The organism is Parablastomonas sp. CN1-191 (assembly GCF_049354825.1).
Taxonomy (GTDB): domain Bacteria; phylum Pseudomonadota; class Alphaproteobacteria; order Sphingomonadales; family Sphingomonadaceae; genus Novosphingobium.
In genome coordinates this window covers 1,938,799-1,962,718 of record NZ_CP186480.1, presented here as the reverse complement: position 1 = coordinate 1,962,718, position 23,920 = coordinate 1,938,799, and the positions used below count along the sequence as shown (strand labels likewise).

The 23,920-nt window shown below is 60.7% G+C and carries 21 protein-coding genes; 9 read left to right on the top strand and 12 right to left on the bottom strand.

The window, feature by feature from the left end; genetic code table 11:
* Window positions 1-25 precede the first annotated feature (25 nt).
* The 4 genes from ACOYW6_RS09755 to ACOYW6_RS09740 form a co-directional block, all read right to left on the bottom strand.
* Entirely contained in the window at window positions 26-2,404 is a 2,379-nt protein-coding gene (locus ACOYW6_RS09755) for a VirB4 family type IV secretion/conjugal transfer ATPase (RefSeq protein ID WP_423143107.1), read from the bottom strand.
* Entirely contained in the window at window positions 2,383-2,670 is a 288-nt protein-coding gene (locus tag ACOYW6_RS09750) for a type IV secretion system protein VirB3 (protein ID WP_423141120.1), read from the bottom strand. Before ACOYW6_RS09750 ends, ACOYW6_RS09755 begins: the two co-directional genes overlap by 22 nt.
* A 21-nt stretch (window positions 2,671-2,691) precedes the next feature.
* A complete protein-coding gene (locus tag ACOYW6_RS09745; RefSeq protein WP_423141119.1) occupies window positions 2,692-2,970 on the bottom strand; it encodes a TrbC/VirB2 family protein in 279 nt (92 codons plus the stop codon).
* Between the two features lie 68 nt (window positions 2,971-3,038).
* Window positions 3,039-3,254 carry a hypothetical protein gene (locus ACOYW6_RS09740; RefSeq protein WP_423141118.1) on the bottom strand — a complete coding sequence of 72 codons (216 nt, stop codon included), beginning with the start codon at window positions 3,252-3,254 and terminating at the stop codon, window positions 3,039-3,041.
* A gap of 477 nt (window positions 3,255-3,731) precedes the next feature.
* Between ACOYW6_RS09740 and ACOYW6_RS09735 the strand changes: the two genes are divergently transcribed.
* Together ACOYW6_RS09735 and ACOYW6_RS09730 are read left to right on the top strand one after the other, a co-directional pair.
* Entirely contained in the window at window positions 3,732-8,012 is a 4,281-nt protein-coding gene (locus ACOYW6_RS09735; protein ID WP_423141117.1) for an RHS repeat domain-containing protein, read from the top strand.
* Between the two features lie 585 nt (window positions 8,013-8,597).
* Complete coding sequence (locus tag ACOYW6_RS09730; RefSeq protein ID WP_423141116.1) at window positions 8,598-9,416, top strand: transposase; 819 nt, start codon at window positions 8,598-8,600, stop codon at window positions 9,414-9,416.
* On the opposite strand, the gene ACOYW6_RS09725 is transcribed toward ACOYW6_RS09730, so the two are convergent.
* The 4 genes from ACOYW6_RS09725 to ACOYW6_RS09710 form a co-directional block, all read right to left on the bottom strand.
* On the bottom strand, window positions 9,368-9,532 hold the full coding sequence (locus tag ACOYW6_RS09725; protein ID WP_423141115.1) for a helix-turn-helix domain-containing protein: 165 nt from the start codon (window positions 9,530-9,532) through the stop codon (window positions 9,368-9,370). The genes ACOYW6_RS09730 and ACOYW6_RS09725 overlap by 49 nt on opposite strands.
* On the bottom strand, window positions 9,468-9,731 hold the full coding sequence (locus ACOYW6_RS09720; protein ID WP_423141114.1) for a recombinase family protein: 264 nt from the start codon (window positions 9,729-9,731) through the stop codon (window positions 9,468-9,470). The genes ACOYW6_RS09725 and ACOYW6_RS09720 overlap by 65 nt, the downstream gene beginning before the upstream one ends.
* A gap of 246 nt (window positions 9,732-9,977) precedes the next feature.
* The gene (locus ACOYW6_RS09715; protein WP_423141113.1) at window positions 9,978-10,553 is read right to left on the bottom strand and encodes a recombinase family protein; all 576 of its coding nucleotides are present in this window, start codon (window positions 10,551-10,553) and stop codon (window positions 9,978-9,980) included.
* Window positions 10,554-10,927: 374 nt separating this feature from the next.
* Window positions 10,928-11,869 (bottom strand): WYL domain-containing protein, encoded by a 942-nt coding sequence (locus ACOYW6_RS09710; RefSeq protein WP_423141112.1) that lies wholly within the window; start codon window positions 11,867-11,869, stop codon window positions 10,928-10,930.
* Window positions 11,870-11,973: 104 nt separating this feature from the next.
* On the opposite strand from ACOYW6_RS09710, the gene ACOYW6_RS09705 reads away from it, so the two are divergent.
* The 7 genes from ACOYW6_RS09705 (at window position 11,974) to ACOYW6_RS09675 (ending at window position 20,134) form a co-directional block, all read left to right on the top strand.
* Window positions 11,974-12,285, top strand: a complete 312-nt coding sequence (locus tag ACOYW6_RS09705) for a DUF2604 domain-containing protein (RefSeq protein ID WP_423141111.1) — start codon at window positions 11,974-11,976, stop codon at window positions 12,283-12,285.
* Entirely contained in the window at window positions 12,282-12,830 is a 549-nt protein-coding gene (locus tag ACOYW6_RS09700; RefSeq protein WP_423141110.1) for a putative metal-binding protein, read from the top strand. The genes ACOYW6_RS09705 and ACOYW6_RS09700 overlap by 4 nt, the downstream gene beginning before the upstream one ends.
* A complete protein-coding gene (locus tag ACOYW6_RS09695; protein ID WP_423141109.1) occupies window positions 12,827-13,339 on the top strand; it encodes a Mov34/MPN/PAD-1 family protein in 513 nt (170 codons plus the stop codon). Before ACOYW6_RS09700 ends, ACOYW6_RS09695 begins: the two co-directional genes overlap by 4 nt.
* Window positions 13,340-13,341: 2 nt before the next feature.
* On the top strand, window positions 13,342-15,048 hold the full coding sequence (locus ACOYW6_RS09690) for an E2 ligase fold family C protein (protein ID WP_423141108.1): 1,707 nt from the start codon (window positions 13,342-13,344) through the stop codon (window positions 15,046-15,048).
* A 342-nt stretch (window positions 15,049-15,390) separates the two neighbouring features.
* Entirely contained in the window at window positions 15,391-17,124 is a 1,734-nt protein-coding gene (locus tag ACOYW6_RS09685) for a hypothetical protein (protein ID WP_423141107.1), read from the top strand.
* Entirely contained in the window at window positions 17,121-17,723 is a 603-nt protein-coding gene (locus tag ACOYW6_RS09680) for a hypothetical protein (protein WP_423141106.1), read from the top strand. The genes ACOYW6_RS09685 and ACOYW6_RS09680 overlap by 4 nt, the downstream gene beginning before the upstream one ends.
* The gene (locus ACOYW6_RS09675; RefSeq protein ID WP_423141105.1) at window positions 17,720-20,134 is read left to right on the top strand and encodes an AAA family ATPase; all 2,415 of its coding nucleotides are present in this window, start codon (window positions 17,720-17,722) and stop codon (window positions 20,132-20,134) included. Before ACOYW6_RS09680 ends, ACOYW6_RS09675 begins: the two co-directional genes overlap by 4 nt.
* A gap of 339 nt (window positions 20,135-20,473) precedes the next feature.
* Here ACOYW6_RS09675 and ACOYW6_RS09670 read toward each other — a convergent pair whose 3' ends face one another.
* The 4 genes from ACOYW6_RS09670 to ACOYW6_RS09655 form a co-directional block, all read right to left on the bottom strand.
* Window positions 20,474-20,986, bottom strand: coding sequence for a hypothetical protein (locus ACOYW6_RS09670; protein WP_423141104.1), 513 nt, complete (start codon window positions 20,984-20,986; stop codon window positions 20,474-20,476).
* A 594-nt stretch (window positions 20,987-21,580) separates the two neighbouring features.
* Window positions 21,581-22,108, bottom strand: coding sequence for a hypothetical protein (locus ACOYW6_RS09665; protein ID WP_423141103.1), 528 nt, complete (start codon window positions 22,106-22,108; stop codon window positions 21,581-21,583).
* Window positions 22,095-22,979 carry a hypothetical protein gene (locus ACOYW6_RS09660; protein WP_423141102.1) on the bottom strand — a complete coding sequence of 295 codons (885 nt, stop codon included), beginning with the start codon at window positions 22,977-22,979 and terminating at the stop codon, window positions 22,095-22,097. Before ACOYW6_RS09660 ends, ACOYW6_RS09665 begins: the two co-directional genes overlap by 14 nt.
* A gap of 17 nt (window positions 22,980-22,996) precedes the next feature.
* Entirely contained in the window at window positions 22,997-23,680 is a 684-nt protein-coding gene (locus tag ACOYW6_RS09655) for a hypothetical protein (protein WP_423141101.1), read from the bottom strand.
* Window positions 23,681-23,920: the final 240 nt, after the last annotated feature.

Below are 23,920 nucleotides of genomic sequence, written 5' to 3'. Positions count from 1 at the left end.
CCAGTAAGAGTCGCCGGGCAAGCCATCAGGCGGTCCGCTCGAGTAAGGGCTGCATCCAGACGGCCGGATCGTCCGACCCCATCTTGGCGACGAGATCGTCGTAAGCTCTCACCGTCGCCTCGCGGCCTGACAGGATGGTCAGCAGCTCTTTCTCACCTGAGAGGTCGAGCCGGGCGATGACGCTTTCGTTGCCATGACGGATCAGGAAGCAGTGCGAGTTGTCGGGCAGCGTGCGCACCAGATCGAACTCGTGCTGACTGAGACCAAAGCCATCGATGTAGTCCTCAGCGCGCGCCTTCGGGTTGATCATGAAGATTTGCGTCGCGGCCTGTTCGATGATGGCGCTGGCGATGCGGCTTTCCAGCGCGTCTTGCGCGCTCTGGGTCGCAAAACCGACGATGCCGTTCCTCTTGCGGATTGTCTTTTCCCAATCCTTGATGCGTTTCACGAACACATCGTCGTCGAGCGCCTTCCAGCCTTCGTCGACCACGATGATCGCCGGACTGCCGTCGAGGCGCTCTTCGACCCGGTGGAAGAAATAGAGCAGTGCGGGTGTCCGCATGACCGGATCGTCGAGCAGCGCGGTCATGTCGAAGCCCACGGTGCGCTCGGCAAGATCGGTGCGATCGGTCTCGTTGTCGAACAGCCAGGCCCGCTCGCCGTCACCCCACCATGGGCGCAGACGGGCATAAAGATCACCCGCAACGGGACGCGCGCCGCCGCGCAGCAGCTCGCAGAAGAAGCGCAGGCGTCGGCGCTCGACAGGCTGTAAAAAGTTGGCCTCGATCGCGTCGCGGACCAGTTCGAGCTCGGCGCTGTCGAGACTGCCAGCCAATAGCGTCGACCAGTCGAGCAGCATCTGCCGGTTGGCGGGCGTGTTGGCGAGCTGCAGGGGGTTAAGGCCTGAAGGCTCGCCGGGCCTAAGCCGATCGTAAGTGCCGCCGACGCCGCGGATGAAGAGCTCGGCGCCGCGGTCCTTGTCGAAGAAGATGATGCGCGGAGCAAAGCGGCGCGCTTGGGCCAGCAGGAAGTTGAGCACCACTGTCTTGCCCGAGCCCGACGGCCCGATGATGGTAAAGTTGCCGAGATCATGCCGGTGGAAGCTGAAGTAGTAGGGGCCAGCAGCGGTCGTCTCGAACAGCGTGACCGCGCTGCCCCAATGGTTGCCGGTCGGCCTGCCGACGGGAAAGTTGTGGAGGCTGGCAAGGCCTGCGAAGTTGCGCGTCGATACCAGGCCCCGCCTGGCGATATAGCGGAAGTTGGCTGGAAATTGCGCCCAGAACGCTGGCTCGAGTGCGACATCCTCGCGCACGGCGTTGATACCAAGATCAGCTAGCACGGCGGTGACTTCAGCCACGTCGAGGTTGAGCCGCTCAAGGTTGTCGGCGTAGATCGCGATCGTGGTGTGGTGCTCGCCGAAGCCGGCTCGGCCAGCTGCCACCTCGTCCTTGGCTTGGGTCAGTTCGCCGCGCAGGGTCAGCGCTTCATCCTCGGCCGAGCGCATCCGGCGCAGCACCAGGTTCATGCGGTTCAAGGCCTCGCCGCGCTCGACGAAGGCGAAGCTCTGGCTGACGACCATTTCGATCGGCAGACGGTAGAGCCCATCGAACATGCCCGGCATCGTACGGTCCGGCCAATCCTTGACCGAGACGATGGCGACAAAGCGCCGCTCGCGGTGCCCGGCCGGGGCAAGCTCGACCGCATCGAGCCCGAACGATATGCGCCGCGCCGGCAAGTGTTGCCCAGCGTCACCATGGGGTAGCACCACGGGCTCTGCGGCGCCGTTCAGGATACCGGACAGGAACTCAAGCGGTTCCGAGCGGTGGCCATCCAAATCTTTGATCACTGTCAGCACGTGCGGATCGTAGTGCGCCAGCGCCGCGATCAACGCCTCTCGGGCAGCGTCGAGTGCGCGCTTCTCTCCAGCCAGGCGCACCGCGTTCTGAGCAGTTCGTTTGGAAGCACGTCCCCACAGTCGCTCGGCAAATCCCACGCGGCCCTGCAATGGGCGGCGGACTAGCGTGATGTATAGCTCGTTGACGAAGAGCTCCTTGCTGGCGAGCCGGTCACGCCAGCGTTCGTCGAGCTGCTGTGAGAAGGGGTCGGGGAACCTCGCTTCGAGCGCCGTCTCGGCCTTGCGTCTGACGACGTGGTGCCAGATCGCAAACCGCGATGAGCCAACGGCGCGCAGCATCGCTTCGCGCAGTTCGGCGCGGTAGTTGAGCTCGTCGGCGTCGGCGGTCTCGAACAGCAAACCACCGAGACGGATCGTTTGCAGCAGCAGGCCCTCGCGGGTTTCCAGCGTGATGTCGTCGACGTGGCGCGCGTACGGAAGGTGAACGCCCGCCGATGACTCGCGGTCGATCGTGCGCCGATCAGCGGTCAAGCGCGGTAAGAGTTGCAGTGCCACAAGTCATAGTTCTTGATGCGAGGACAGCGGCTGACTCGTGTGATCCACAGATCGACAAAGCGCGGCTCGCGCAGCGACAGCACCGCGCCGACTACGTGGACAACGAGAGCGATCGCCATCACCCACAGCGTCCGAAAGATGAGGAACAGCTCGGCGGCGAGAATAGCGTTGAGCACGAAGAAGCTATAGGTGACCCCGGCAAACATCTGCGGCCGCGTCAGCGCGACAAACAGAACGTCCCGGCGTAGCTCCCCCGACATGTTAGCGCCCCCGCAATGTAGCTAGCCGCCGCTCGCGGCAGCGCGGATCCCGGCAACGATGCTGGCTGCCCCGAACAGGATAAAGCAGCCGACAACGACCACAGCGCCGCGACGCCAGTCGATGCGGCCCGTTAGCATCATGAAGCCCACAGCAGCGATGGCGATGACAGCGATAACGGTCGCGACCGTGCCAAGCAGCGTGCCCTGAAGCCAGTTGACCGCGTTAACGAGTACGCCCGATCCTTCCGGATCAATTTGGGCGAGGGCGGCAGAGGACGTCAGGCCGAGCGGCACTACCATAAGGCAGCGGGCCAAAATTTTAGACGGGCGAATTGACATTACGGGCGCGACCCTCGTCGAAAGGCTCATCAATTTGGCGAGCCTGTGGTCTTCACGTTGCTGCGATTGTCGGCCTTGTCATGGGTGTACTCGGTCTTGAGGTTGTTATTGACCGACCCAGTGTGCTCGACCTTCACCAGACGGCCCTTGGCGTCATATGTGTAGGCGATCGTCTCCGTTGCAAAGGCAGGGGTGACAGCGGCGAAACCAGCGACGATCAGCGCGGCACTAACGAACTTTCTCATGAGTCGATCCTCCTTCGGCCGAAACTATCATCTGGCAGGTTCAGCACAAGCCCGTTCCACAGTTAATGAAAGCCAGGGAGGCGTTAACTAAACGCACGCTCTTTCCTCCTTATCGAGGGACTCTTAATTACTTACATCTATGTAGGTATGGCCGTTTTGCCTGCATAAAAACAATTGTCACCCATTTAGTGTTTTATCGTATTGCAGAAGGCAGACTTTTGCGCTGCTATAACGGCGAATCAGTGGCTTAGGGGAGTCGCTATGCATAGTCAGCGCAGATGTCACTCATTTCTGGCGCACCTTCGAAGCGCCGCCGAATGCAAATAACGCCTTTACCTCGACTTGCGGCCTTACTCATTTAGTCAGTGCTAAAGCTATTGATGCGCAAAAATCCTGGCCTGCCGCAAAGTTCACATTTCACGATGGATGAAAGACGTAGTCTCTAATTCAACTTTTTAGTCCAGGCAGGGGAAGTGTATGGTAGTTTCAGTTCAGATCCGAAAGCGGGCTCTGCGTACTGCCCTGTGCCTATCCACAATCCTAGTATCGTCCGTTGCCACCCTTGCCGCCGCACAAACGGCCGACACGCCTGAGCAATTTCGGAACAACGACGAGCACGGCGTCGATCTGACGACGGGCACTTACAATCCGGCTATTGTCGAGGCGGCTATCGGCGATCAGCGTGAGGGCATCGCGCTCATGCGGTACTGGGGACGATCGGGCTGGCGCGACAACTGGAGCGGAGATCTTCGCGTTACCGGTTCGTCAGGATCCCAAACTGCCACCATCACATTCGGAGGCGTGTCGGAGAAATTCACCCAGTCTGGCTCGAATTGGATCAACGCGAAGGCAAATGGTGGAACGCTGACGTCGGCTCCTGGGCCGCTCTACAATGGCGTAATCTTCACCTACACCTCAGCGGACGGGTCGAAAGTCACCTATTCCAACCTGGCCGCGCTTATCGGGTCTGAACCGCAGACCATGACAGTCCAGATGGCGTCCATCTATTGCAATAGCACGAACGCAACTGACTGCGCGTTGCCGACTCAGATCACGAAGCCAAACGGCGCGAGCTACGCTCTGACTTGGTACGTTCCTTCAAAGTGCACAACCGATCAGGAACTTAATGAAACTTGCAACGTGGCGTACCGACTAGCAGATGTACGGAGCAAAAATTCTTTTGGAATGAAGATCAGTTACGCCAGCAGTTCGTGGCCCACGAACAGCCCGGCCCCTGCGACTGATTGGACAAAGCGATCGGGAGCGAAGTTCTTCGACTTGAGCCAAGTCTACTGTGACGCCGCTGCGGCTTCCTGCGACACGGTTACGGCCACGAAATCGGTCACATACGCAACGCCCAGCGCCGGTGTTTTCACTGTAACGAATGAGAAGAATGAATCCTGGCGATATGCGTTTGGCTCTGGCGGGCTTACTGGTATCCGCCGCCCGGGCCAATCGAGTGACACGACAACTATCGGGTACGATACCTCGGCCCGTGTTACCTCCATTACCGAGAACGGTGCGACCAAGAGCTATAGCTGGACGGTTGGCTCCACGACGACGGTGAGCACATCCACTGGCGGCGGAGAGAGTGGCACTGTGGTATCAACGCCGGCTGCCCAGCAGCCCGTCAGTGAGACCAACGGCACGAGCAACACTACGACCATCACCTATGACAGCGCCGGCCGCAAAACACGGGAAACGCGTCCCGAGGGTGACTATACCAATTATACCTATGACGCCCGAGGCAACCTCACCGAGACGCGCATTGTCGCGAAGTCGAGCTCGGGCCTTGCCGATATCGTTGCGACCGCCTCATTCGACAGCTCCTGCGCAAATGAAGCGACCTGCAATCAACCCAACTACCAGGTCGATGCTAACGGCAATCGTACCGACTACACATATGACACCACGCACGGCGGCGTGACGCGAGTCCAGATGCCAGCCCCCGTCACGAGCGGGACAAGACCGGAAGTCAATTACGCCTACACCGCCCTCTATCCTCAGGTCCGGGACTCCAGCAATGCGCTCGTCAGCACATCCTCCCCTGTCTACAAGTTAACGCAGGTCACGCAGTGTGCGACCGCGGCGACCTGTTCGGGCACCGCTAATGAGACCAAGGTCAGTCTTGCGTACGCCACTCCCAACCTGCAGCTGACCAGCGTTACAGTAGCAAGCGGGGACGGCGCGATCAGCTCGACAACCGCATACACGTACGATGCCGCAGAGAACCTGAAGACGGTCGATGGCCCTCTATCGGGTAGCGACGATACCACGACTTACTTCTACGATACCTATAACCGGCTTCGCGGGATCATCGGCGGTGATCCGGACGGCTCCGGCAGCCTCCCGAGGCCCGCCGAGCGCTACACGCTCGACGGGGAAAGCCGGATCACGCGCAAGGAACGCGGCTATGCTACGGCAGCGACGGATTCCGCCCTCGACGCAATGACGGTGACCGACGTTGTCGACGTTGCCTATGACGCGAACGGCAACGTTACCAGTCAGACGCTGAAGTCCGGTTCGACCAGCTACTCGCTGACGCAGTTCAGTTACGATGCCGACAACCGCCTGGTCTGCACTGCGGTGCGAATGAACACCGCCGTCTATGGCTCGCTTCCTTCGGACGCCTGCACGGCCAGCACGCTCAACAGCGCGGTCGGGCCTGACCGCATTACCAAAAATACCTATGATGCGAACGGACGGGTCACGAAGGTTCAGACCGCTTATGGTCAAACAGAGCAGGCCGACGAAGTCGCGGCGACCTACACAGCTAACGGGCAGGTCGCGACGCTGAAGGACGCCGAGGCCAACCTTACGACCTTCGAATATAACGGTGTCGATCGGCTTTCGAAGCGGCGGTTCCCCGTCTCAACGAAGGGGTCCAACTCCAGCTCCACGACTGACTATGAGCAACTAACTTACGATGCCAACGGCAACGTCCTGACGAAGCGAACCCGCGCAAACGAAACGCTGACGTACACCTACGATGCGCTCAACCGTCTAACAGTAAAGGCCGTGCCCGAGCGCAGTGGCCTCAGCTCAACCCAGACCCGGGACGTTTACTTTGGTTACGACCTGGCTAGCCGGTTGATTTCCGCGCGGTTCGACAGCGCGAGCGGCGAGGGCATCACTAACGCCTTCGATGCGCTGGGCCGGGTGACTTCGAGCACGCAGGCCATGGACAGCGCCAGCCGGGCGCTCAGCTATCAGTACGATGCCAGTGGCAACCGGACCCGACTGACGTTCCCGGATAGCAATTACATCGCGCTGAATTATGACGCCTTGAGCCGTTTCTACTACTCGACCAACAACGGCGGCGGGGGAATTAATCTCGCCTATTATGATTCGGCTGGGCGACCTTCGTCGATTTATCGCTGGAACGCGTCAACTGGATCGTGGGCCTTCCAGACAGGGTATGCCTACAACGCGTGGGGCGGAGTCCATGACTGGTCGATGTATCCCGCCTCTTCCTCCTACAGCTTCGGGAAAAGCTTCAACTATAACCCTGCAGGCCAGATCATCGATGAAACCAGATATAACGACACCTACGCCTGGACAGGGCACGTCAATGTCGATCGCAATTACACGGCCAACGGACTCAATCAGTACACCGCCGCTGGGTCGGCCTCATTCAGCTACGATGCCAACGGCAACCTGACCTCCGACGGCACCAACACCTACATGTACGATGTTGAGAACCGCCTTGTTGCAAAGGGCAGCACGACGCTTCGATACGACCCCCTCGGCCGGCTCTATGAGATTTACGACGGAACCAACTATACCCGCCTGCTTCATGACGGCGACGACCTGGTCGCGGAGTACAATGGCTCGGGCACGATGCTGCGGCGCTTCGTGCACGGCACGAATGCCGGCGACGATCCGCTGGTATGGTTCGAAGGCTCAGGCGTGGGCGATTCCGCGCGGCGAAACCTCTATGCCGACGAACGCGGTTCGGTCATCGCTGTTACCGACTCCGCCGGCGCCATGATCGGCGTCAATCGCTACGACGAGTACGGCATCCCGCAATCGACCAACATCGGGCGGTTCCAGTACACCGGGCAGGCCTGGCTTCCCGAGCTCGGCATGTACTACTACAAGGCCCGCATGTACTCGCCCACCCTCGGACGGTTCATGCAAATTGATCCCATCGGGTATGGGGACGGGCTGAATTGGCACAACTATGTGCACGGGGATCCGGTTAATGGGGTGGATGCCAGTGGACTTGTAGAGGAAATAATCGTTATCGGTCAGCGACAAACTCCGCGGCCAAGTTTATTGTCAAAAACTAAGTCAGTAATTGATGTAAAGCTGTCCCAAAGACCCGGCATGGAATGCGACGACGTTTGCGAGGAAACCCGAGCTATGGCGGCTCGGTTTGGTTCGATGAACAATATGTATGGCGGCGGGGACGGTGGCGATTTGCCGCAAAAGACACAGGCGAACCCCGTGCCTGCCGATTATTGTGGAAGCAAGGGCTCAGAAGGCGTTCCTGATGTTGTTTGGGGCGGTGCCTGTAAGAGGCATGACGACTGTTACGGAACTCCTGGCAACAGCAAAGCTGTATGCGACATCAAGCTTGGGCGAGACATCATACGTGAATGCACACGACGCACTTACGGATACGGTGCTGCTTGGTGCGTGAATGTGGCCTTGGTGTACTCAAGTGGTTTACTTCTGCTGGGCGTGACGCCTTGGTATCACCCGTCGCGAGACGCCTATGACGAGGCGCAGAAGACTCGTGTACGAGGTCGATAAGGCTTCATGGGAGACACTGTATGGCTATGACATGGGGGACAATCGTTGCCGGGGTGGGTGTGGTTTTCGGACTGCCCACCCTAGTGCTCCTGCTAAACCGGCGACGGAGTGGACTTGGCTGGATTGTGTTGTGCGCGCTCGTTGGCCTCGTCGTAATTGGAAATCTTATTGAGGCCGCGACCCAGGGTTAACGGACAACTGCCGCAAATGGATAAGCTCGCGCCCGAACCCGAGAACGAGCATGCCTGCCTGATTGCCGTCGGAAAGGGTGCTCTCAATGGACTGATCGACCCCAAACTTTGTTGAGGACGCGTTGACGACCAAAGATTTCGGGGCTGCTAAATCTATTTCCCAACTCACCGGCCGGGCCGGATAATGGTGGTGGAGAATCGCCGCAAGATTCCAAGCCGAAATCCACATGGGACAAGGTGAAAGCATGCACCGCCGCGCAGTACGGGTTCGGTGATGGGGATACGCCGACCGGCCTTGATCTAGGCAAGGCGGTTTCCGAACTCGATTCTACCCGTGTTTAAGCCCCTAGACGGTATTCCGGTCATCGGAGAGTCGTCGTCTTTCACGAACGTCGTGAACTACACCTCGTTCAAGTTCGGACTGAACTCGCGCTTCTCGGGCGAAGCGGCGCGGAGTTTTACTAGAATTACGGTGACACTTTACCAAATCTCGAAACGGTGGCAGCCCGTCGCGATGGCCCGCCTTCCTCGCACTGTTCTGCCTGGAATCCCTCACCACATCACTCAGCGCGGCAATGGCCGTGCCCAGACATTGTTCGAGGACGGCGATTATTCGCTGTATCTCGACCTGCTCACCGTCGGAGCTGAACGTGCCAGGACCGAGGTGTGGAGCTACTGCTTAATGCCCAATCACGTGCACCTCGTGCTCGTGCCCTCCGATGGCGACGGCCTGTGGCGAACGCTTGGCGATCTCAATCGCCGATACACCGGTTACATCAATGCTCGCCGCCGCACGACCGGCCACCTGTGGCAAGGCCGTTACGGCTCCGTTGCCATGGACGAGCCGCACTTCGTCACTGCTCTGCGCTACATCGCACTTAACCCGGTCCGCGCGCGATTGGTGAAGCGCGCGAAGGACTGGGCGTGGTCGAGCACAAGAGCGCTGATCGCGGGGCAGGATGATCACGTAGCGAAGGTCACCCCGGCGCTCGAACGAGTCGGTGACTTTGCCTTCCTGAGCGAACCCTTGGACGCGGCATTGACCTACGCGGCCCTGAGCCGCGCCGAGAGCGTCGGCCGACCCGTCGGCTCTTCCGATTGGCTAGCTGACATGGAAGCCCGGTTAGGTCGCAAACTCGCGCGGGTCCAAGCCGAAGTTGCCTGTCACCCACGATGGGCAAAACGGTACACTGCCGATCGGCTGATACTATAATCAGCAGCAAGCCGACTGACTGACGCACCTTGCTTCAATGACGCTCGAATCTCATCTTCGAGCTCTTGACTGAGTGCCGGAGGGCACTCTTGACTGAGTGCCGGAGGGCGGCCCAATCTCTTCCGCTGAGCCTTTGCGCGCCGAAGTCCTGCCTGCCTGCGTGCGCTCGATCAATAGGTCTCGTTCGAACTCAGCGACAGCACTGATGACCGCCGTGGTCATCTTGCCCGCGGCGCTCATCAAATCGGCGCCGCCTGAAGCCGGACAGTGGATGCGCACCATCTCGCTTGCCAACTTTTCAACCGAAGCTCGCACGTCCGTCGCGTTGCGGTCGAGGCGGTCTAAATTTTGTCACAGTCAGAACGTCGCCCCAATTCAACCGCCCGAACAACCATCGGAAACCAGAACGTTCGAATGCCGCGGCTGATCAGGAAACCGTTTGGAAAACTACTCTGCGTGGGTCGCATTGGAGCTAGCGGCCGGGGATACACCAAAGCTTAGTCGCAGCTTCACCTATAAGCGCGGCCCCAAGCCGACGAACGATTAGCTGGCGGGCCTGGATCAGGCGTTCAGTGACAACCGATAAATCGCGGACCTGCTGACCCCATACTCGTTGGCAATATCAGCTAACGAGGCGCCGGTCTTAAGCATTGTACGTATTTCGCTTTGCTGCTGCGCATCCAAGGCGCGTGGTCTGCCGAGTTTCTTACCTTCGGCCTTGGCGCGCCGAAGCCCGGCTTGCGTACGCTCAATCAACAAATCTCGTTCGAACTCAGCGACAGCGCTGATGACGGCCATGGTCATCTTGCCAGCCGCACTGGTCAAATCGGCCCCACCTAGCGCCAAGCAGTGTACCCGGACCTTCTCATTCGCCAACCTCTCGACAGTCCCCCGCACATCCATCGCATTGCGCCCTAAGCGATCGAGCTTCGTAACGATCAGCACGTCGTCCCAATCCAGCCGCTCTAACAACTTCCGAAAGCCAGTGCGTTCGAACGCAGCCACTGAACCCGAGACCGTCTCCGAGATGACCCTCCTGGGATCGACATGGAAGCCGGAGGCTTCGATTTCTCGAATTTGATTTTCTGTAGTCTGATCGCTGGTGCTTACCCTGCAATATGCAAATACGCGTGACACTGTAGCCTCCATGTTCGAAATGGTGGCACGAAATTAGCATTGTCGCAAAAATTGGTTAAGCTAATTTTCGAAACAATATTTGCGTTTCCCAAAATTTGTTTCGAAATCGCTCCTTTTTGAAAGCATTTGTATTATCTCTTCTTTATTTTTTCCCTATGACCAGACGCGTGACGCTTCTTTGGGCATAGTCCGACTTTTATTTTGCCCGTTGCAAGTCGCGTGTGAATCGTGCGACGCACCGGGCGTTGGCACGCAATGGGCCGGTGCTCACACGCATCTTCATATTTTCAGGCAATTAGTGAGGGGCATTTTGCGCGCCGACGAATAACCCGGCGCTTTCAGATGACGTCGCTCGTCCACCCTCCCAGCGCACGCTAGCGCACAGGCTCGCCAGACGCCGCGTACGTGGAAGGAATCGGCATTTTCAAGGTAATCAGGGCCGCAGCCTCTTCCCGAGCCCGTTGGCGCTCGCGTTGTAGATCCTGCCGATTTGCGAGGACAAGCTGCAGGCGCCGTGGCGGCAGAAGTGCGGGATCGATGTCCAGATCAAGTTGGCTCTCGAGATAATAGGAAGAGCAGATTGTCGTCCTCACATCGAGCGCTCCGCTACTCATGCGATGGTCGCGCTCGATGGCCTTACGCATCCGTTCGGGCAGACGCGGGTTTGGCTTAAGCACCATGGTCACCGGTCGTGACCATTCCACATCCCAGTCGGGCTCGATCCGACTTTGACCGGCCAAGGTCACATGACTCAGGCGGCCGATGACGAAGTCTCGAAATCCCATGGAGCGATGACAGAAGGCGCGGATGTGCCAACGCTGACCGTCGAACCCGAACGCGTGAGGGGCGAGTTCGCGCGTCGCCGGCGCATCCTCTGAAAAAGACGCGTAGCGAGAGCGGATGAGGAGTTTCTGGCGGATGGCGTGCAGCAAACGCCGAAGCGTTTCGCGATCATAGGTCCGCCGAATGCGCGGTGTGCCCGCAAAGGCAGGCGGCGAGCCAATCCATGATTCGCCAGGCTCAAGCGCTCCCATCGCCAGGGATCGCAGCTGGGCGAGATAGCCATCGGCGCTCGGGTCGCTAAACATCGGTTCGAAATTCGGGCCCGCTACGTAGCTCCGCTCTTTCTTGTCGTAAACGAGATTGCCCTCGGCCAAGCTTTGATAAAGCGTCAGATCCTGCGACGCTTGGGGCACGCTGATGCCGAAAAACGCAACCAGGTCGGATCGGTTGATCTTGCCCCCCCAGTAGAGCCGCAGCTCGATCAGCCGAAGTCGACGTCGCACACTCCAGCGTAGGCGCACCTGATCGTCCATGACATATTCTCCCGAGTACCGGAAGCGTTGCTTGACCCGTCTAAAAACACAACCCATAAAGTTTCTTTACCCCCATGTGGGGGGTCGATTCGCGGGAGGTTGGAATGGCGAACAACAAGAAGCCGGACGATGGTGGAACCGGCGGCGGCCATGGCGGTGGCAACGCTAAGGTGGACCTTGATGTCGTTGTTGGCGGCGGCGAGAGCGTCAGCATAAAGGCGAAGCTCGACGACACGCTGCATGACGTAGCCGTCGAGGCCCTGAAGAAGAGCCAGAACAAGGGACAGCCGATAGAAAATTGGGATTTGCGCGACGAACCGGGCGCGGTTCTCGATCTCGCCAGGACCGTCGGCTCGTATGGTTTCGCTAGCGGCACTCTGCTTTCGCTGACGCTCAAGGCTGGCGTCGCCGGTTGAGCGAGCAGGTCGTCGATCCGGCTGTCACACGGGCCAAGTTCGATCGCGAGCTGGCCGACTTTCGTGCGCGCGAGGGCATGTTCCGAGCGCGTGGCTGGTGGTTGCTGAGCGCTACGTTTCCAGTGGTCGAGATCGCGTTTGCCACGCCCAATTGCCCATTGCCTTTCGTCGCGCTGGCAGCGCGAATAGATTTTGCCAATTATGATCTGTGGCCCCCCTCCATTACAATGATCGAGCCGTTCAGCGGTCGCCCATTGGCGACCATCGATCAGGTCACGGTGCCGATGGTGCGCGCGACGCCGACTGGCCCCCTGCGGATCGTGCAAGCGCATGTTGGCAAGCCGCCCTTCATCTGCCTTCCCGGCGTCCGCGAATATCACCAACATCCCGCTCACGATGGCGACGACTGGCTATTGCATCGAGGCCGAGGCGCGGGCGGCCTCTTCTTTCTGGTCGATAAGCTCTCGCACTACGGATCGGAGACAATCAAGGGCTACGAGATCGGGTTAAACGTCAAGCCGACGCAGGGGGTGGTTCCCCAATGAGCGGTCTCGCCGAGGTCATTGAAGTCCGGCTTCCGCATTTGGTAGTCGACAAGACGCAGGCGCATCTTCGGGCGGTCGGTCGCAACGGGCTTGAAGGAATGGCGCTCTGGGCTGGCCGGCTTGAGGGATCGGTTTTCACGGTAGTGGATGCGATTATTCCCCGCCAACAGGGTCATCGCACTGAGCATGGCCTTGCAGTCAGCGTTCCAGGCGACGAGCTTCACCGGATCAACATGGAGCTTTACCGCGGCAAGCTGCGTTTGATCGCCCAGGTGCATAGCCATCCGGGTCACGCGTATCATAGCGATACGGACGACGCCTACGCCATCACCACCGCGCTCGGGTCGATCTCAATCGTCGTACCGGATTTCGCGGTTCGATCATTCGAACTAGACGATTGCGCTGCGTATCGCCTTGCCGATCGCCCATGGTGGCACTTCAACAGCGGGCCACGGTGGCGCAAGCTGCCCTACTCCGAACTGGCCAGCCTGATCAGGATTGTTGAGTAAAAATGGCGGTCGCTAATTTTTTCGAGCGCACGCTGATGAGCGCCAGCCAAGCGATCAGGGGCATAGAGCCCGCTGTCGCGGAGGCTCGGCTGGCCGACTCCATTATCGAGGTTGTCTATGACGAGAGCGCGCGTGAGTCCGGCGAGGGCCGACATGCCCTCGACATGGCCATCCGGCTGCTCGCTCGCCTCTATCCAGCGATCCGCGTCATCGGCGACGCCGATGGCGACACGTTCCGCCAAGGACTTGAGGACCTCGCGACCTCGATCAATCCGTCAATCGACCTTCGACCGCGTCGGAAGGCCACAGCCCGTTTGGTGTTCGGGAGCCAGGACCCAGGCAAGGGGCCGCCTTCGATCTTCGTCGGATCGGATGGCTGGATCGCCAAGGTCGGCGCATCCCCTGAGGGATTTGGCTCGAGCAATCTCCCATTCGGGGCGGGCGCAGCAGCATGCCTGGGGTGTGCGAACCTGTTCAGGTTGACGTTTGCCAACGAGCTCAACGCAACCATAGACGCCGATGCTCGCCTATCGCTGTTCGACTTTTCTACTGGCTTGGGCAGCGTTAACGGGCCGAAGCTGTTTAAGGCGGCGCTGGACGATATCCCGCTGGTGGGGGTCGGTGCGATCGGCAACGGAGTGGTATGGGCGCTGTCGCGCTCGGCGAATCTTGTGGGGGCGCTTCACCTGGTCGATCCCGAGGCCATCGAACTATCCAATCTCCAGCGCTATGTCCTTCCCGGACAGCGCGAGGTCGATCGTCAAAAGACGATCGTTGGTAAGGAGGCCTTCGGCAAGGGCAAGCTCGAGGTGAAGGCTTTCCCCGTGTCTTTCGCGCGGTATGTCGCCGATCAGGGTCATCGCCCAATCGCTCGGGTCGTTGTGGCACTCGATAGCGCCGCCGACCGAATCGGGGTCCAGTCCGCGCTGCCGCGCCGAGCGCATAACGCGTGGACGCAGCCTGGCGATCTTGGCGTTTCCCGCCACGACTTTCTCGGACCCGAAGCATGCTTGGCGTGCCTCTACATGCCTCAGGGTGGGCGTCCGAACCATGATCAATTGATTGCCGCCGCGCTAGCTTGGCCGACCGATCCAGATTCCTTGCGCGTGTTGCGCGAAATGCTGGCGAACGGTCAGCCGGTCGGAGAACTCTTCGTGCGGCAGGTCGCGGCCAACCTAGGGATCCTCCCAGATTCGCTGCTTGTCTTCGCCGACCAGCCGTTGGAAAGTTTTTACGTTAAGGCGGTCTGTGGGGGGCTGACGCTGGAAGCTGTAGGCAATCGGCCGCCGATTGAGGCACCGCTCGCGTTTCAGTCCGCACTTGCCGGAATAATGCTGGCAGCCGACCTCATTGTGGAGGTCGCCGGTCTTCGAGCGCCGCTACCCACGAAAACTGTGGTTGACGTTCTTCGACCGGTGGGTAGCCGCCTCAACGTTCGCGTGCTTAAGCCACCCGCCGATGCGCCAGCACCGTGCATTTGCACCGACGCCGATTTCATCAAGGCTTATTGCGACAAGCATGGAATGGACGTGCCAGCGCCGCTTCGCGTGGCAGATCGGGGCCCTGTTCAGGATTGTGTGCCGAGCCGCTCGGCGACCACGGGGACCACCCGCCATGGCATCGCGGGTGCCCGAGGCACCAGCCAGACAGCGGGTTCCACCAGCGCAGACTCTGGCTCACCAAGCACGTCGGGTGATCGCCCACGCTAAAATAAGAGCGGGCACTTATCCCGACCGAGCGGACATCCGAAGGGCCGCTAAACGCTCTAAGTACGACGGTCAGCTGCCAATCCCAATATGCCCGGTCTGCTTTGCGCCTTAACAGCGGCCATCCAAGGCGCTCGCGAGATGCCTGAAATGCGGTCATTGAGCGGTATGTAGCAGAGACGGAGACCGCGCTCGGCAAATGGCTCGAACGACGTCTTGTGCCGATTGATGGCGAATTCCATCCCTGAAGATCGGTGCATGAAGATGTTGAGTGCCGAACTTGTCTGTGGCTTACTAAAGGTCTGACTGCGGAAACTAGAACATCGGGGCTCAACCATAGTAGCGTTGAATCAGATACCGGCGGATACGGTCGACCTTCACGGCACGCTTGCACTGATTGAAGAGCATTTCGCCGCGGTCGCCAAGGCCGTTGCGGATGGCGAGTTCGCGCTATGGGTGGGTTCCGGGATATCCCGGGAAAAGGCACCCGACTTGGCGGTGTTGGCAGCAGACCTGATCGAGCATCTCCGCGCCGAACTGAATCTCAACGACGCTGGCGACCCATATCGCGCGACGCTTGAGCGGATCATGCGTGAACTGCTCGGAATGGACCAAGCAGCTGTTCAAGCACTCCCGCTAGACGTCGCGTTCAACGCCTGGCCCGATGCGCAGGCAATCGCGGAAGGCCTGCGCAACCGGTATTCAGAGATGCTGAACCTGAGGGTGCCCGGGAAGGAACGCGACTATCTCCTCTGGGCGGCGGTCGACGTTCGCGCCAAATATGGCTCGCTGAACGATCCCGACGTCGAGCACCTCTCCGTCGCCCTACTGGTGCTGGAAGGGGCCGTGACCGAGATCGCGTCCGGAAATTGGGATGGTCTCATCGAAGTCGCGGTCGATCGCCTGAGCGCCACTGGTCGAGAAGGCATATTGCGCAAGGTGGTCAATCCCGACGACATCCGCGAGCCAGTCGCCGCCGCTACGCTCCTCAAGTTTCACGGCTGCGCCGTCGCCTGCGTCGCGGACCCCGATGCGTTCAGGCCTTTCTTGGTCGGCGCTGAACGCGACATCATCGACTGGCCAAACGTCGATGATCCGCTCCGACGCGAAGTCGTGCGGATGGCTACGAACCGTCGCGCCCTGGTCGTCGGGCTGTCGCTTCAGGACGGCAACTTGAAAGACGTCTTCTCGAGAGCGAAGGCTGTGCACGCCTGGCACTGGCCGGTCGCGCCCGCGGCCCAGCCGCACGTCTTCTGCGAGGATCAGCTCGGTGGTCCCCAACGCACAGTGCTCGAGGTGATCTACGGCGACGACTTCGATGCGCACGAGCAGGAAATCCTCGCCGCTGCGCTGTTGCGGGCGAGGCCACGGACCGCTTTGCCTGCGTTGGCACTCCACGTTGTCGCCGACAAGCTATGCGCGCTCGCCGAGCGCTGCACGGCGGGCCTGCAGCCCGAGGAGCGGGCGGACCTGCTCCTCGGGATAGAGCATCTGCGGGACCTTTCGGCGGCCGGGGCGCCGGCCGACCGGAAGCAGCTGGCCACCTTCCTGACCAGCGCCATCGCAGCCTGGAGCCGGTCGGTGACGCTCTTCCGAAAGGGTGAAGTCCCGCCGGTCGGCTCGCAGGCCTACGCCGGCATTAGCCCTCTTCGCAGGACCGCCATGATGGGTGACGGGAATCTGGCGCAATCGGGCCTTGACGAGGCCGCAACAGCGTTGGCGCTGATCGGTCGTCTCGTGAAATCCGGGCAGGCCTCAGTGTCGACGACCGACGGAGGCGCTGCGGACGGCGCGCTCGTCGTGAAGGCGACATATGACAACGCCACTGCGAAGAAGGTAACATTCGTAGGTGGTTCCGATGCGGTGCTGCAGCTCGCGGCAGATGGCGCGCTCGACGACAAGGACACGATCATCGTGCACAGCAACGATGTCTACGTGCGCACCGCGTTGGGCTCGCGACGATCGCCGAGCGGAAGCGCTTCGCCCGGCGCACGGCACGTCAGTGTTCGACAGTTGGTCGGCCAGAGCGCAAACTTGGGGATGCTCGAGCAACGGTTCCTCGAGGAGGCTGCGCTGTGACGGACGGCCCTGTGATGCGCGTCTGCGAACGCTTGGAGGAGGCCAACTACGAACGCGTCAGCGGTCGGTTCAAGGTGGCGTCCGTTACGTTCGACTTCCCGGCGGTCTTCACGGGCAGGAAGGAACGCGGCTCCGACCTCGTCGTGGTCGTCGATTCCGACGATAAGGAGGCGATCGGTGAGCGCGGGGTCCGGACACGCCAGAGGCTGGAGGCGCTGACGATGGCGCTCGACGTCGCCGATTGGCGCGTGGTCGTGACGGCGATCCTCGTCGGCCCCCCGATACCATCGGAGACCGTGGACGAGATGACGCGGTCGTGCCGGGTGCTCACCGTGTCGAAGGCCACACTCGATGGCGCCGATGGCGCGCCGTCGCTCGACGATCGCCTGCGGGTCTTGCTGCCGCTGGACGCCAGGCTCGGCGAGGATGCGTTGGTAGCGGACCCGCTCGGGCAGCTTGAGCGGCACATGGACGGCACCCCGGATGCTCGACTCGCCGAGCAGCTGTTCGCTGCATCGCTGCGTGGTGAGGACGAGGTTCGGCGCGTGCTCGCACGGGCGATCGAGGCGGCCACGGCGCCTGGGCTCGCATCGGCATGACCGGCCCGCGTCTGAAATCGATCTCCATTGATGGCTTCCGCAGCATCAACACGCCCGTGGAGTTGCGCCTCGACGCGCCGATGGTCCTGATCCACGGGCAGAACGGTGCGGGCAAGACAAGCCTTCTATCCGCGTTGGAGCTGGCGCTGACGGGGTCCGTCCCGTCGCTCGAGCGTGTAGACAAGGGCTATCGGAAGGAGCTCGCCAACTACACCACCGGCGAAGGTCTAATCAGCCTGAGGGTTGATGGCCTTGGTGACGAATTCCGAGACACCGACATACGGCTGACCCGTGGAACGACGCGGACCCAGGGCGGCCTGAGCGAACAGGCGGCGCGGTTTTACAGTGAGCGTTGTTACCTGGCGCAAACCACATTGAGCCAGCTGCTCGCGATTTACGGTGGCGAGGACGCGAGCATCGACACGCCGCTGTCCCAATTCGCCGCGGAACTCTTGGGTCTCGATCGGCTCGACGCCCTTCAGCGCGGGCTGCAGCCTGCAAAGGACGCCAGGAACCTGAGGCCGCTGGCGCCCACCTACCGGACGCTTGAGAACCGGCGAGAGGCGTTGGCGCAGTCCGTCGCGGAGGCAACGACCGATCTCAAGCGGCTCGACGCGCGGATCGCGGATGCGCGGGGACGGCTGGATCGGATCCGGGCCGGAATGCTCGAGATCGGCGGGGAGGAAGGGCAGACCGCGGAGTCGGCGAGGTTGGCTGTCTCGGCGTTTGACGACCAGATCCGGCGCATCGAGGAACTGACGCGATCATCCGCCCGAATCCGGGCCGATCGCGCTGGCGCCGGTCGCGAGGAGGTCGTCACTACGGCACGGAAAAGGGAAGCTGAGGCAGCGGTTTGGCTTTCGGCGAATTCCGACCGCATCCAGCACCTGCTTCTCGCGGTGGTCAGTCACGTCCCGGATGTCCCAACTGGCATCACCGCGGATGTCGGCGCTGACATCGAGCGCCTAGCAGATCAGCTCGAGACGATTTCGAACTCGGCGGCGGCGGCAGTCGCAAAGGCTAAGGATGCGGAACGCCGGCTGAAGGAACTGGATGATGAGTTGGTCTCGACGAAGACCACGACGGATGATCTCGACCGCGAGTTATCCGAACTTGGGCGCGAGGCTCCCGATTTGGCGGCCGCGCTGTCGACCGTCATTCCGCACATCCATGGGGACGACTGCCCCGTGTGTAGCCGCGATTATGGGGAAATCTCCGAGACACCGCTCGCCGAAGCTGTGCATGAGCGCATCCAGGCGATCACATCCGCCGCATCGCGATTGGCGGAGGCGACGGGTCGACGGACCTCGCTTGCTGCTAGGATCGCTGAGATCGATCGCGAACGTGAATTGCTCGTCGCACAGCTGCCAAGCGAGAGCCGCCGATTAGAGGATCAGGCAGCTGCAGCCACGCTGGCCGGGCTGGTCGCGGAGGCGTCGGAGGTGCTTCCAATCGCGAGGGAGGGCGGATCCCTGCTTCGTCAGCAGGCCGAGGCGGTCCGGCTGGCCGCGGGTTGGTCGCGTTCAGATGTCGAGGACGATTTGCTGTCCCAGGACGTCGCGGTGCTGGAGGATCAGCTGGGGATCGCCTCGGCACGGACGGATTCCTCAGCTGATCGGCTGGCCTCAATGAGTCTGGAGTTGGGTGATCGACGCGCGCGCCTGACGGCCTGGATTGAGCAGGAGGCCATAGCGTCTACTGTGCAGCGCGAGCTCATGTCCATGACTGCGGAGCGCGTCGAGGTCGACGCGAAACTGCGTGCGCAGGTCGCGGCGAGGAAGCGTGCGGACGATGCCTTCCGCGCGACCACGGCAATCCGCCGCAGCGTCGGGAGGATCGCTGATGCGGCTACTGACGCGCGCACGAGGGTGGTCGCCGAGGTTTTCAACGACAAGCTGAACGCACTTTGGCGGGATCTCTTCGTGCGTCTGGCACCTGACGAGGAGTTCGTCCCGGTTTTCGATGTGCCCGTCGGAAAGGGTGGTCGGGTCCGGCCTGTCCTCCGCACCCGGCATCGCTTTGGAGATGATGGCGGCTCTCCCGGTGTGATGCTCAGCTCCGGCAACCTGAACACCGCCGCTCTGACGCTGTTTCTCGCGCTCCATCTCTCGGCGCAGCCGAAGCTGCCTTGGCTGGTCCTGGATGACCCCGTTCAGTCGATGGATGACGTCCACATCGCGCATTTTGCGGCGTTGCTGCGGACACTGTCGAAGGAACACGGGCGGCAGATAGTCGTCGCGGTCCATGACCGTGCGCTTTTCGACTACCTCGCGCTCGAGATGAGCCCCGCGTTTCCGACCGACGAGCTTATTACGGTCGAACTGGAGCGGACCTCGGACGGCAAGACGCGTTACAGCACGGCCCGCCACGGATATCGCGAACGTCCGAAGATCGTCGCTGCCGCAGCCTGAAGTCAATCGAATCTGAAGCCGAACAATCCGCCCTCTTCGCCACCGTCCAACAGCCGTGAGGACAGCACGTGAGCTTGATTGTCGAACGCGGCGGCCAGCGGCAGTCGGTCGAGGGTGTCCGAGTTCACTGTAACGAGAATCTGGCCACCGATCCGGTTCGAGCCAATCGCGCACCACTGCTAATGTCTGCCTCTGCCACTTCGATAATCACAAGCTGCCAGTCTGCTTGCGGTCCACAACACGCCTTCTCGAATAAACAGAGCACCTTCTGGCAACATCGCTTCATTACGAGCGAGGGTGCACATGCCGGGTCGCTACCCGGCATGTGCATCCTTTCGCCTACAGAAGCTCCTTCACCATATCTGCCAGTTGCTCGGGAAAAAGGCTCCCAGTTCCATCGTGCTGAAACACGATACGGTTATCGGCGACCAGCGCCCACACATCGATGCGGCGGATAAAGTCAGCATACCATGCCCCATGAGCTACGACTGGTTTGCCGCACTTCCCATTCTCTAGTTGAACCCACATCTGGAGAATGTCCTCCAGGATCAGGAGCTGGCCATCAGCGTCGCCAGCATCTTCATCAGCGTCACTCACAACGCAGAATCTTCCGACACCCAGCCACCTACCGTGATCGAGCGCCACAGCTCCGAGGCTGCGGGATTGAAACGCGCGATAGAACTGATGTTTGAGCACGACCGCGAACCGAGTGCCGGGAGCGTCACAAACCAGGTAGATGTTACCATCATCGGTTTCGAACACTCCGCGCGGCGCATGAGCATCAATCGGAAATATCTCGCCGAGGCCGCGTTCGCTGCCAATTGCCGGGATGTAGATATGGTCTTCATTCATTTTAGTTTCTCCTAATGCGTCGAGGTCGTTCGCTCGACGCACTAGGTTTACCGAATTGGGTTCTCGCTAAGCCGAGCTCGGCAGAAATCCGCCGTTTCTGCCTCGGCAACGACAAAAAATTTCTTCGTTCATCCCATCCGCTAGGCGCTACGCAGCTTAGTCGAACCAGTCGACCGAGTCCGGAATCGCAATCCCGTAAATAGAGTGTCGCCTCACGATCGAGGTGACATCAAAGGGACCTGCACCATGGCAGAGCGAAAGTTTGGACTACGTGTACGAAGCTCGAAGACAGGCAAGAGGCGCAACCGCCATTCGTCCGACAACGAGGAGTACAGCCGCGAGCGAGCCAAGTGTGCTGCTGTCGCAATCGAGGCTTATCGTGAGACATACGGAACCGATGCCGAGGATACGCTGTCGGATATGCTGACCGACCTAATGCACCTGTGCGATCGGCATCCGAAGTATGGCGACTTCGAGGAAGAGTATGACCGAGCGCGGTGGTCATACGAAGATGAAGTGGCACCGTGGGCGCCTACCGCGAACAAGTAGTAAGTGTAGCGTGGGCGGCTCGTCAGCTGCAGCCACCCATGCTCACTACCTGGCGCCGGCTACAATCCGACGCCGGTTTGCCTCAAGCACGTCGGCGTATGGCTGCCCATCGACCGAGAATCGAGCGATCAGATCGGCTATCGTCAGGCCCGTCCCTTCGAGCGATAGCGGGAGGTCGAGGAGCGTGAGAGTAACGCCGTTGCCCCGGTCGCGCGTGATCCGATACTTCAAGGAGTCGATCGACACGTTGTACGCGCCGCCGCGGTGATTGGACCGCACCAAGCTGTAAGATGCCAAGCAGGCGACGGCGCTGTCCTCAACCATGTAGACCCGGGGCTCACCGATCGATCCGAACCGTCCATCCTCGCCAATCAGGACGCGGGCGAATGGATATTTCTGCGCCCATTCGCCAACCAACTCGGCAACGACGGTGCGCGTCTGTCCTGCGTCACAAAGTTCGCTTAGCACGACCTTCGCTTCTGACGAGCCCGGGTTCACCGCCATTAGGCTCACGCAGGCGGCGATGACTAAACCGCGCAGCCACCTTATCCGGACGGCATCAGTGAGGCGCATAGAGATCCTCATCGCTTGGGTTCTTGTTGCTCTCAGCATCACGGGCTGCGGCTGATGCGTCCTGCGCTGCCTTCGTTGCTACGGCAGCGGCCTTGTCAGCGTCACTGGCCACTTGTGCCGCCGAGGTGCTGTCGTCCGTTCGCTCGTTTTGAGCTTCGGCCCGTTGGTCTGCTGAATCGTCGGACTTGCTCGACGCAACCGGGGCAGGCTTGCCGTTGACGAGGATTCCGTCAAACACGCTATCCTTATCGACCTCGACCGTGAAGTTGTTGCCGGTAAGGTCGCCGTCCGCGAAGCTGACACTCCACGTCAGTGCGGGAATTTGCAAAATATCCTGGCCGACGTTGGTATCGCTTGCATCGAAGCGCATCGCGCCCCTGCATTCGATCATTCCCTTCGAACCGGGCTCGGTTTGAACGTCAGTGAACGTGACCTGCGCATTTTCAAACTTCTGGAGTATCGCCTGCGGATCGGCGAGCCCAAAGTAGGCGAGCATGACGAAACGGCCTCGCTGCTGATCCAAGATGATCTTGCGCGCCTCCTTGCTTACCAGTTCCTGCACGTCACCCCGGTCGCACGCGGTTTGGGGTGGCTCGCGGCCCGAAGCTGCTGCTGCCGCTGGGGATGCGTCATTTGACATCGTGCCCAGCGCTATTCCTAGGCGCATCACGACTAAGGCTCCCACGATGACCAGGATGCCCTTGCCCAGTTGAGCCCAGCGGGACGGCTGAACAGTGGCCTCGTCGCGCGATCGGTAAGGCGGCGGCGGTGGTGGTTGTGGCGGGGGAGTATCTCTACCTGGCGCTTTCTCGCCCCGTTTGGTGTCGTCGTAGGCGAACGCGAAGCGCCCGAACTTGACGTATTTGACCATGGTTACCCTCCCGCCCGTCAGGTGTCGGTTTCGCAAACATGGAACTGTGTGCCCTGAAACGGCAGCCTCCCGTTCGCGGTCGGGCGCAGGTCGATCGTAGCGTCAGGCAACCAGCGGATCGGTTTATCGGCCTTGTCGGTTATCGCCGATTGAAAGATCAGCACCGTGCCCTTGTCGGCATCGAACCAGAAATAGCCTTCGACCGCCTGGTCGCTGTCGATAGACTGGAGGCGAAAGGCGTTGTGGACCTGCTCGTTAGTGCCCGTCAGCTTCATGCCGCCGAATCGCAGCACCTTCTGAAACTTTCGGCTTTGGCACGGCGTGAAGGGCTCACCCTCTCCATCGACAAGCACAATGCCGCCGTCTTGGCTCTGACCGGTGACGTCATGCGTCCAGGTCGCTAACATCGCTCGCGCTTGATCGGGCGTCGGGGTTCGCGGGTTTGCGGCGCTGACGTCAGTCGCAGCGCTATCCATCCGTGAACCCGTTGGTTCGGCCAGTATCGCCCGGGCTGCTGCCACCGCTAGCATCCAAGCGAACATGCCGCCGACAATGGCTATCAAGATTGTCCGCCAGTCTAGCGGGCGCTTGGCCGCCTTGGTCTGTCGGTTGCGGGGAGATGCGCCGACTTCCTCAAACTCGGCTTCCTCGATATCGTCGCCAGGATTATTGGTAGTGCCGATGCGGCGGAGATCGCTCATGGGCGATGCTCCCCAAGCCTGTCTTGGCTCAATATCGCTGGTTCACCCGCTGCTCGCATTCTTGCCCCCATTTCATATGGAGGCACCGGCGCGAGCCGGGTGTTCAGAACCCTGAGCAGACCCAAGGCGCCGCCACCTTTAGGCGAGCCCTGGACATGCGTGACGGCCACCCGGCCGAGCAATCTCGACCGGCGTCTGCTGTAAGAGGTTCTGAAGCCTCCCCCGCGGGACTGACCGCAG

What these genes read in the sequence shown, in the direction of transcription:
- ACOYW6_RS09750 (WP_423141120.1), bottom strand. Translation starts at nt 2,670, where the DNA reads ATGTCGGGGGAGCTACGCCGGGACGTTCTGTTTGTCGCGCTGACGCGG.
- ACOYW6_RS09745 (WP_423141119.1), bottom strand. Translation starts at nt 2,970, where the DNA reads ATGGTAGTGCCGCTCGGCCTGACGTCCTCTGCCGCCCTCGCCCAAATT.
- ACOYW6_RS09740 (WP_423141118.1), bottom strand. Translation starts at nt 3,254, where the DNA reads ATGAGAAAGTTCGTTAGTGCCGCGCTGATCGTCGCTGGTTTCGCCGCT.
- ACOYW6_RS09735 (WP_423141117.1), top strand. Translation starts at nt 3,732, where the DNA reads ATGGTAGTTTCAGTTCAGATCCGAAAGCGGGCTCTGCGTACTGCCCTG.
- ACOYW6_RS09710 (WP_423141112.1), bottom strand. Translation starts at nt 11,869, where the DNA reads ATGGACGATCAGGTGCGCCTACGCTGGAGTGTGCGACGTCGACTTCGG.
- ACOYW6_RS09705 (WP_423141111.1), top strand. Translation starts at nt 11,974, where the DNA reads ATGGCGAACAACAAGAAGCCGGACGATGGTGGAACCGGCGGCGGCCAT.
- ACOYW6_RS09695 (WP_423141109.1), top strand. Translation starts at nt 12,827, where the DNA reads ATGAGCGGTCTCGCCGAGGTCATTGAAGTCCGGCTTCCGCATTTGGTA.
- ACOYW6_RS09690 (WP_423141108.1), top strand. Translation starts at nt 13,342, where the DNA reads ATGGCGGTCGCTAATTTTTTCGAGCGCACGCTGATGAGCGCCAGCCAA.
- ACOYW6_RS09675 (WP_423141105.1), top strand. Translation starts at nt 17,720, where the DNA reads ATGACCGGCCCGCGTCTGAAATCGATCTCCATTGATGGCTTCCGCAGC.
- ACOYW6_RS09670 (WP_423141104.1), bottom strand. Translation starts at nt 20,986, where the DNA reads ATGAATGAAGACCATATCTACATCCCGGCAATTGGCAGCGAACGCGGC.
- ACOYW6_RS09665 (WP_423141103.1), bottom strand. Translation starts at nt 22,108, where the DNA reads ATGCGCCTCACTGATGCCGTCCGGATAAGGTGGCTGCGCGGTTTAGTC.
- ACOYW6_RS09660 (WP_423141102.1), bottom strand. Translation starts at nt 22,979, where the DNA reads ATGGTCAAATACGTCAAGTTCGGGCGCTTCGCGTTCGCCTACGACGAC.
- ACOYW6_RS09655 (WP_423141101.1), bottom strand. Translation starts at nt 23,680, where the DNA reads ATGAGCGATCTCCGCCGCATCGGCACTACCAATAATCCTGGCGACGAT.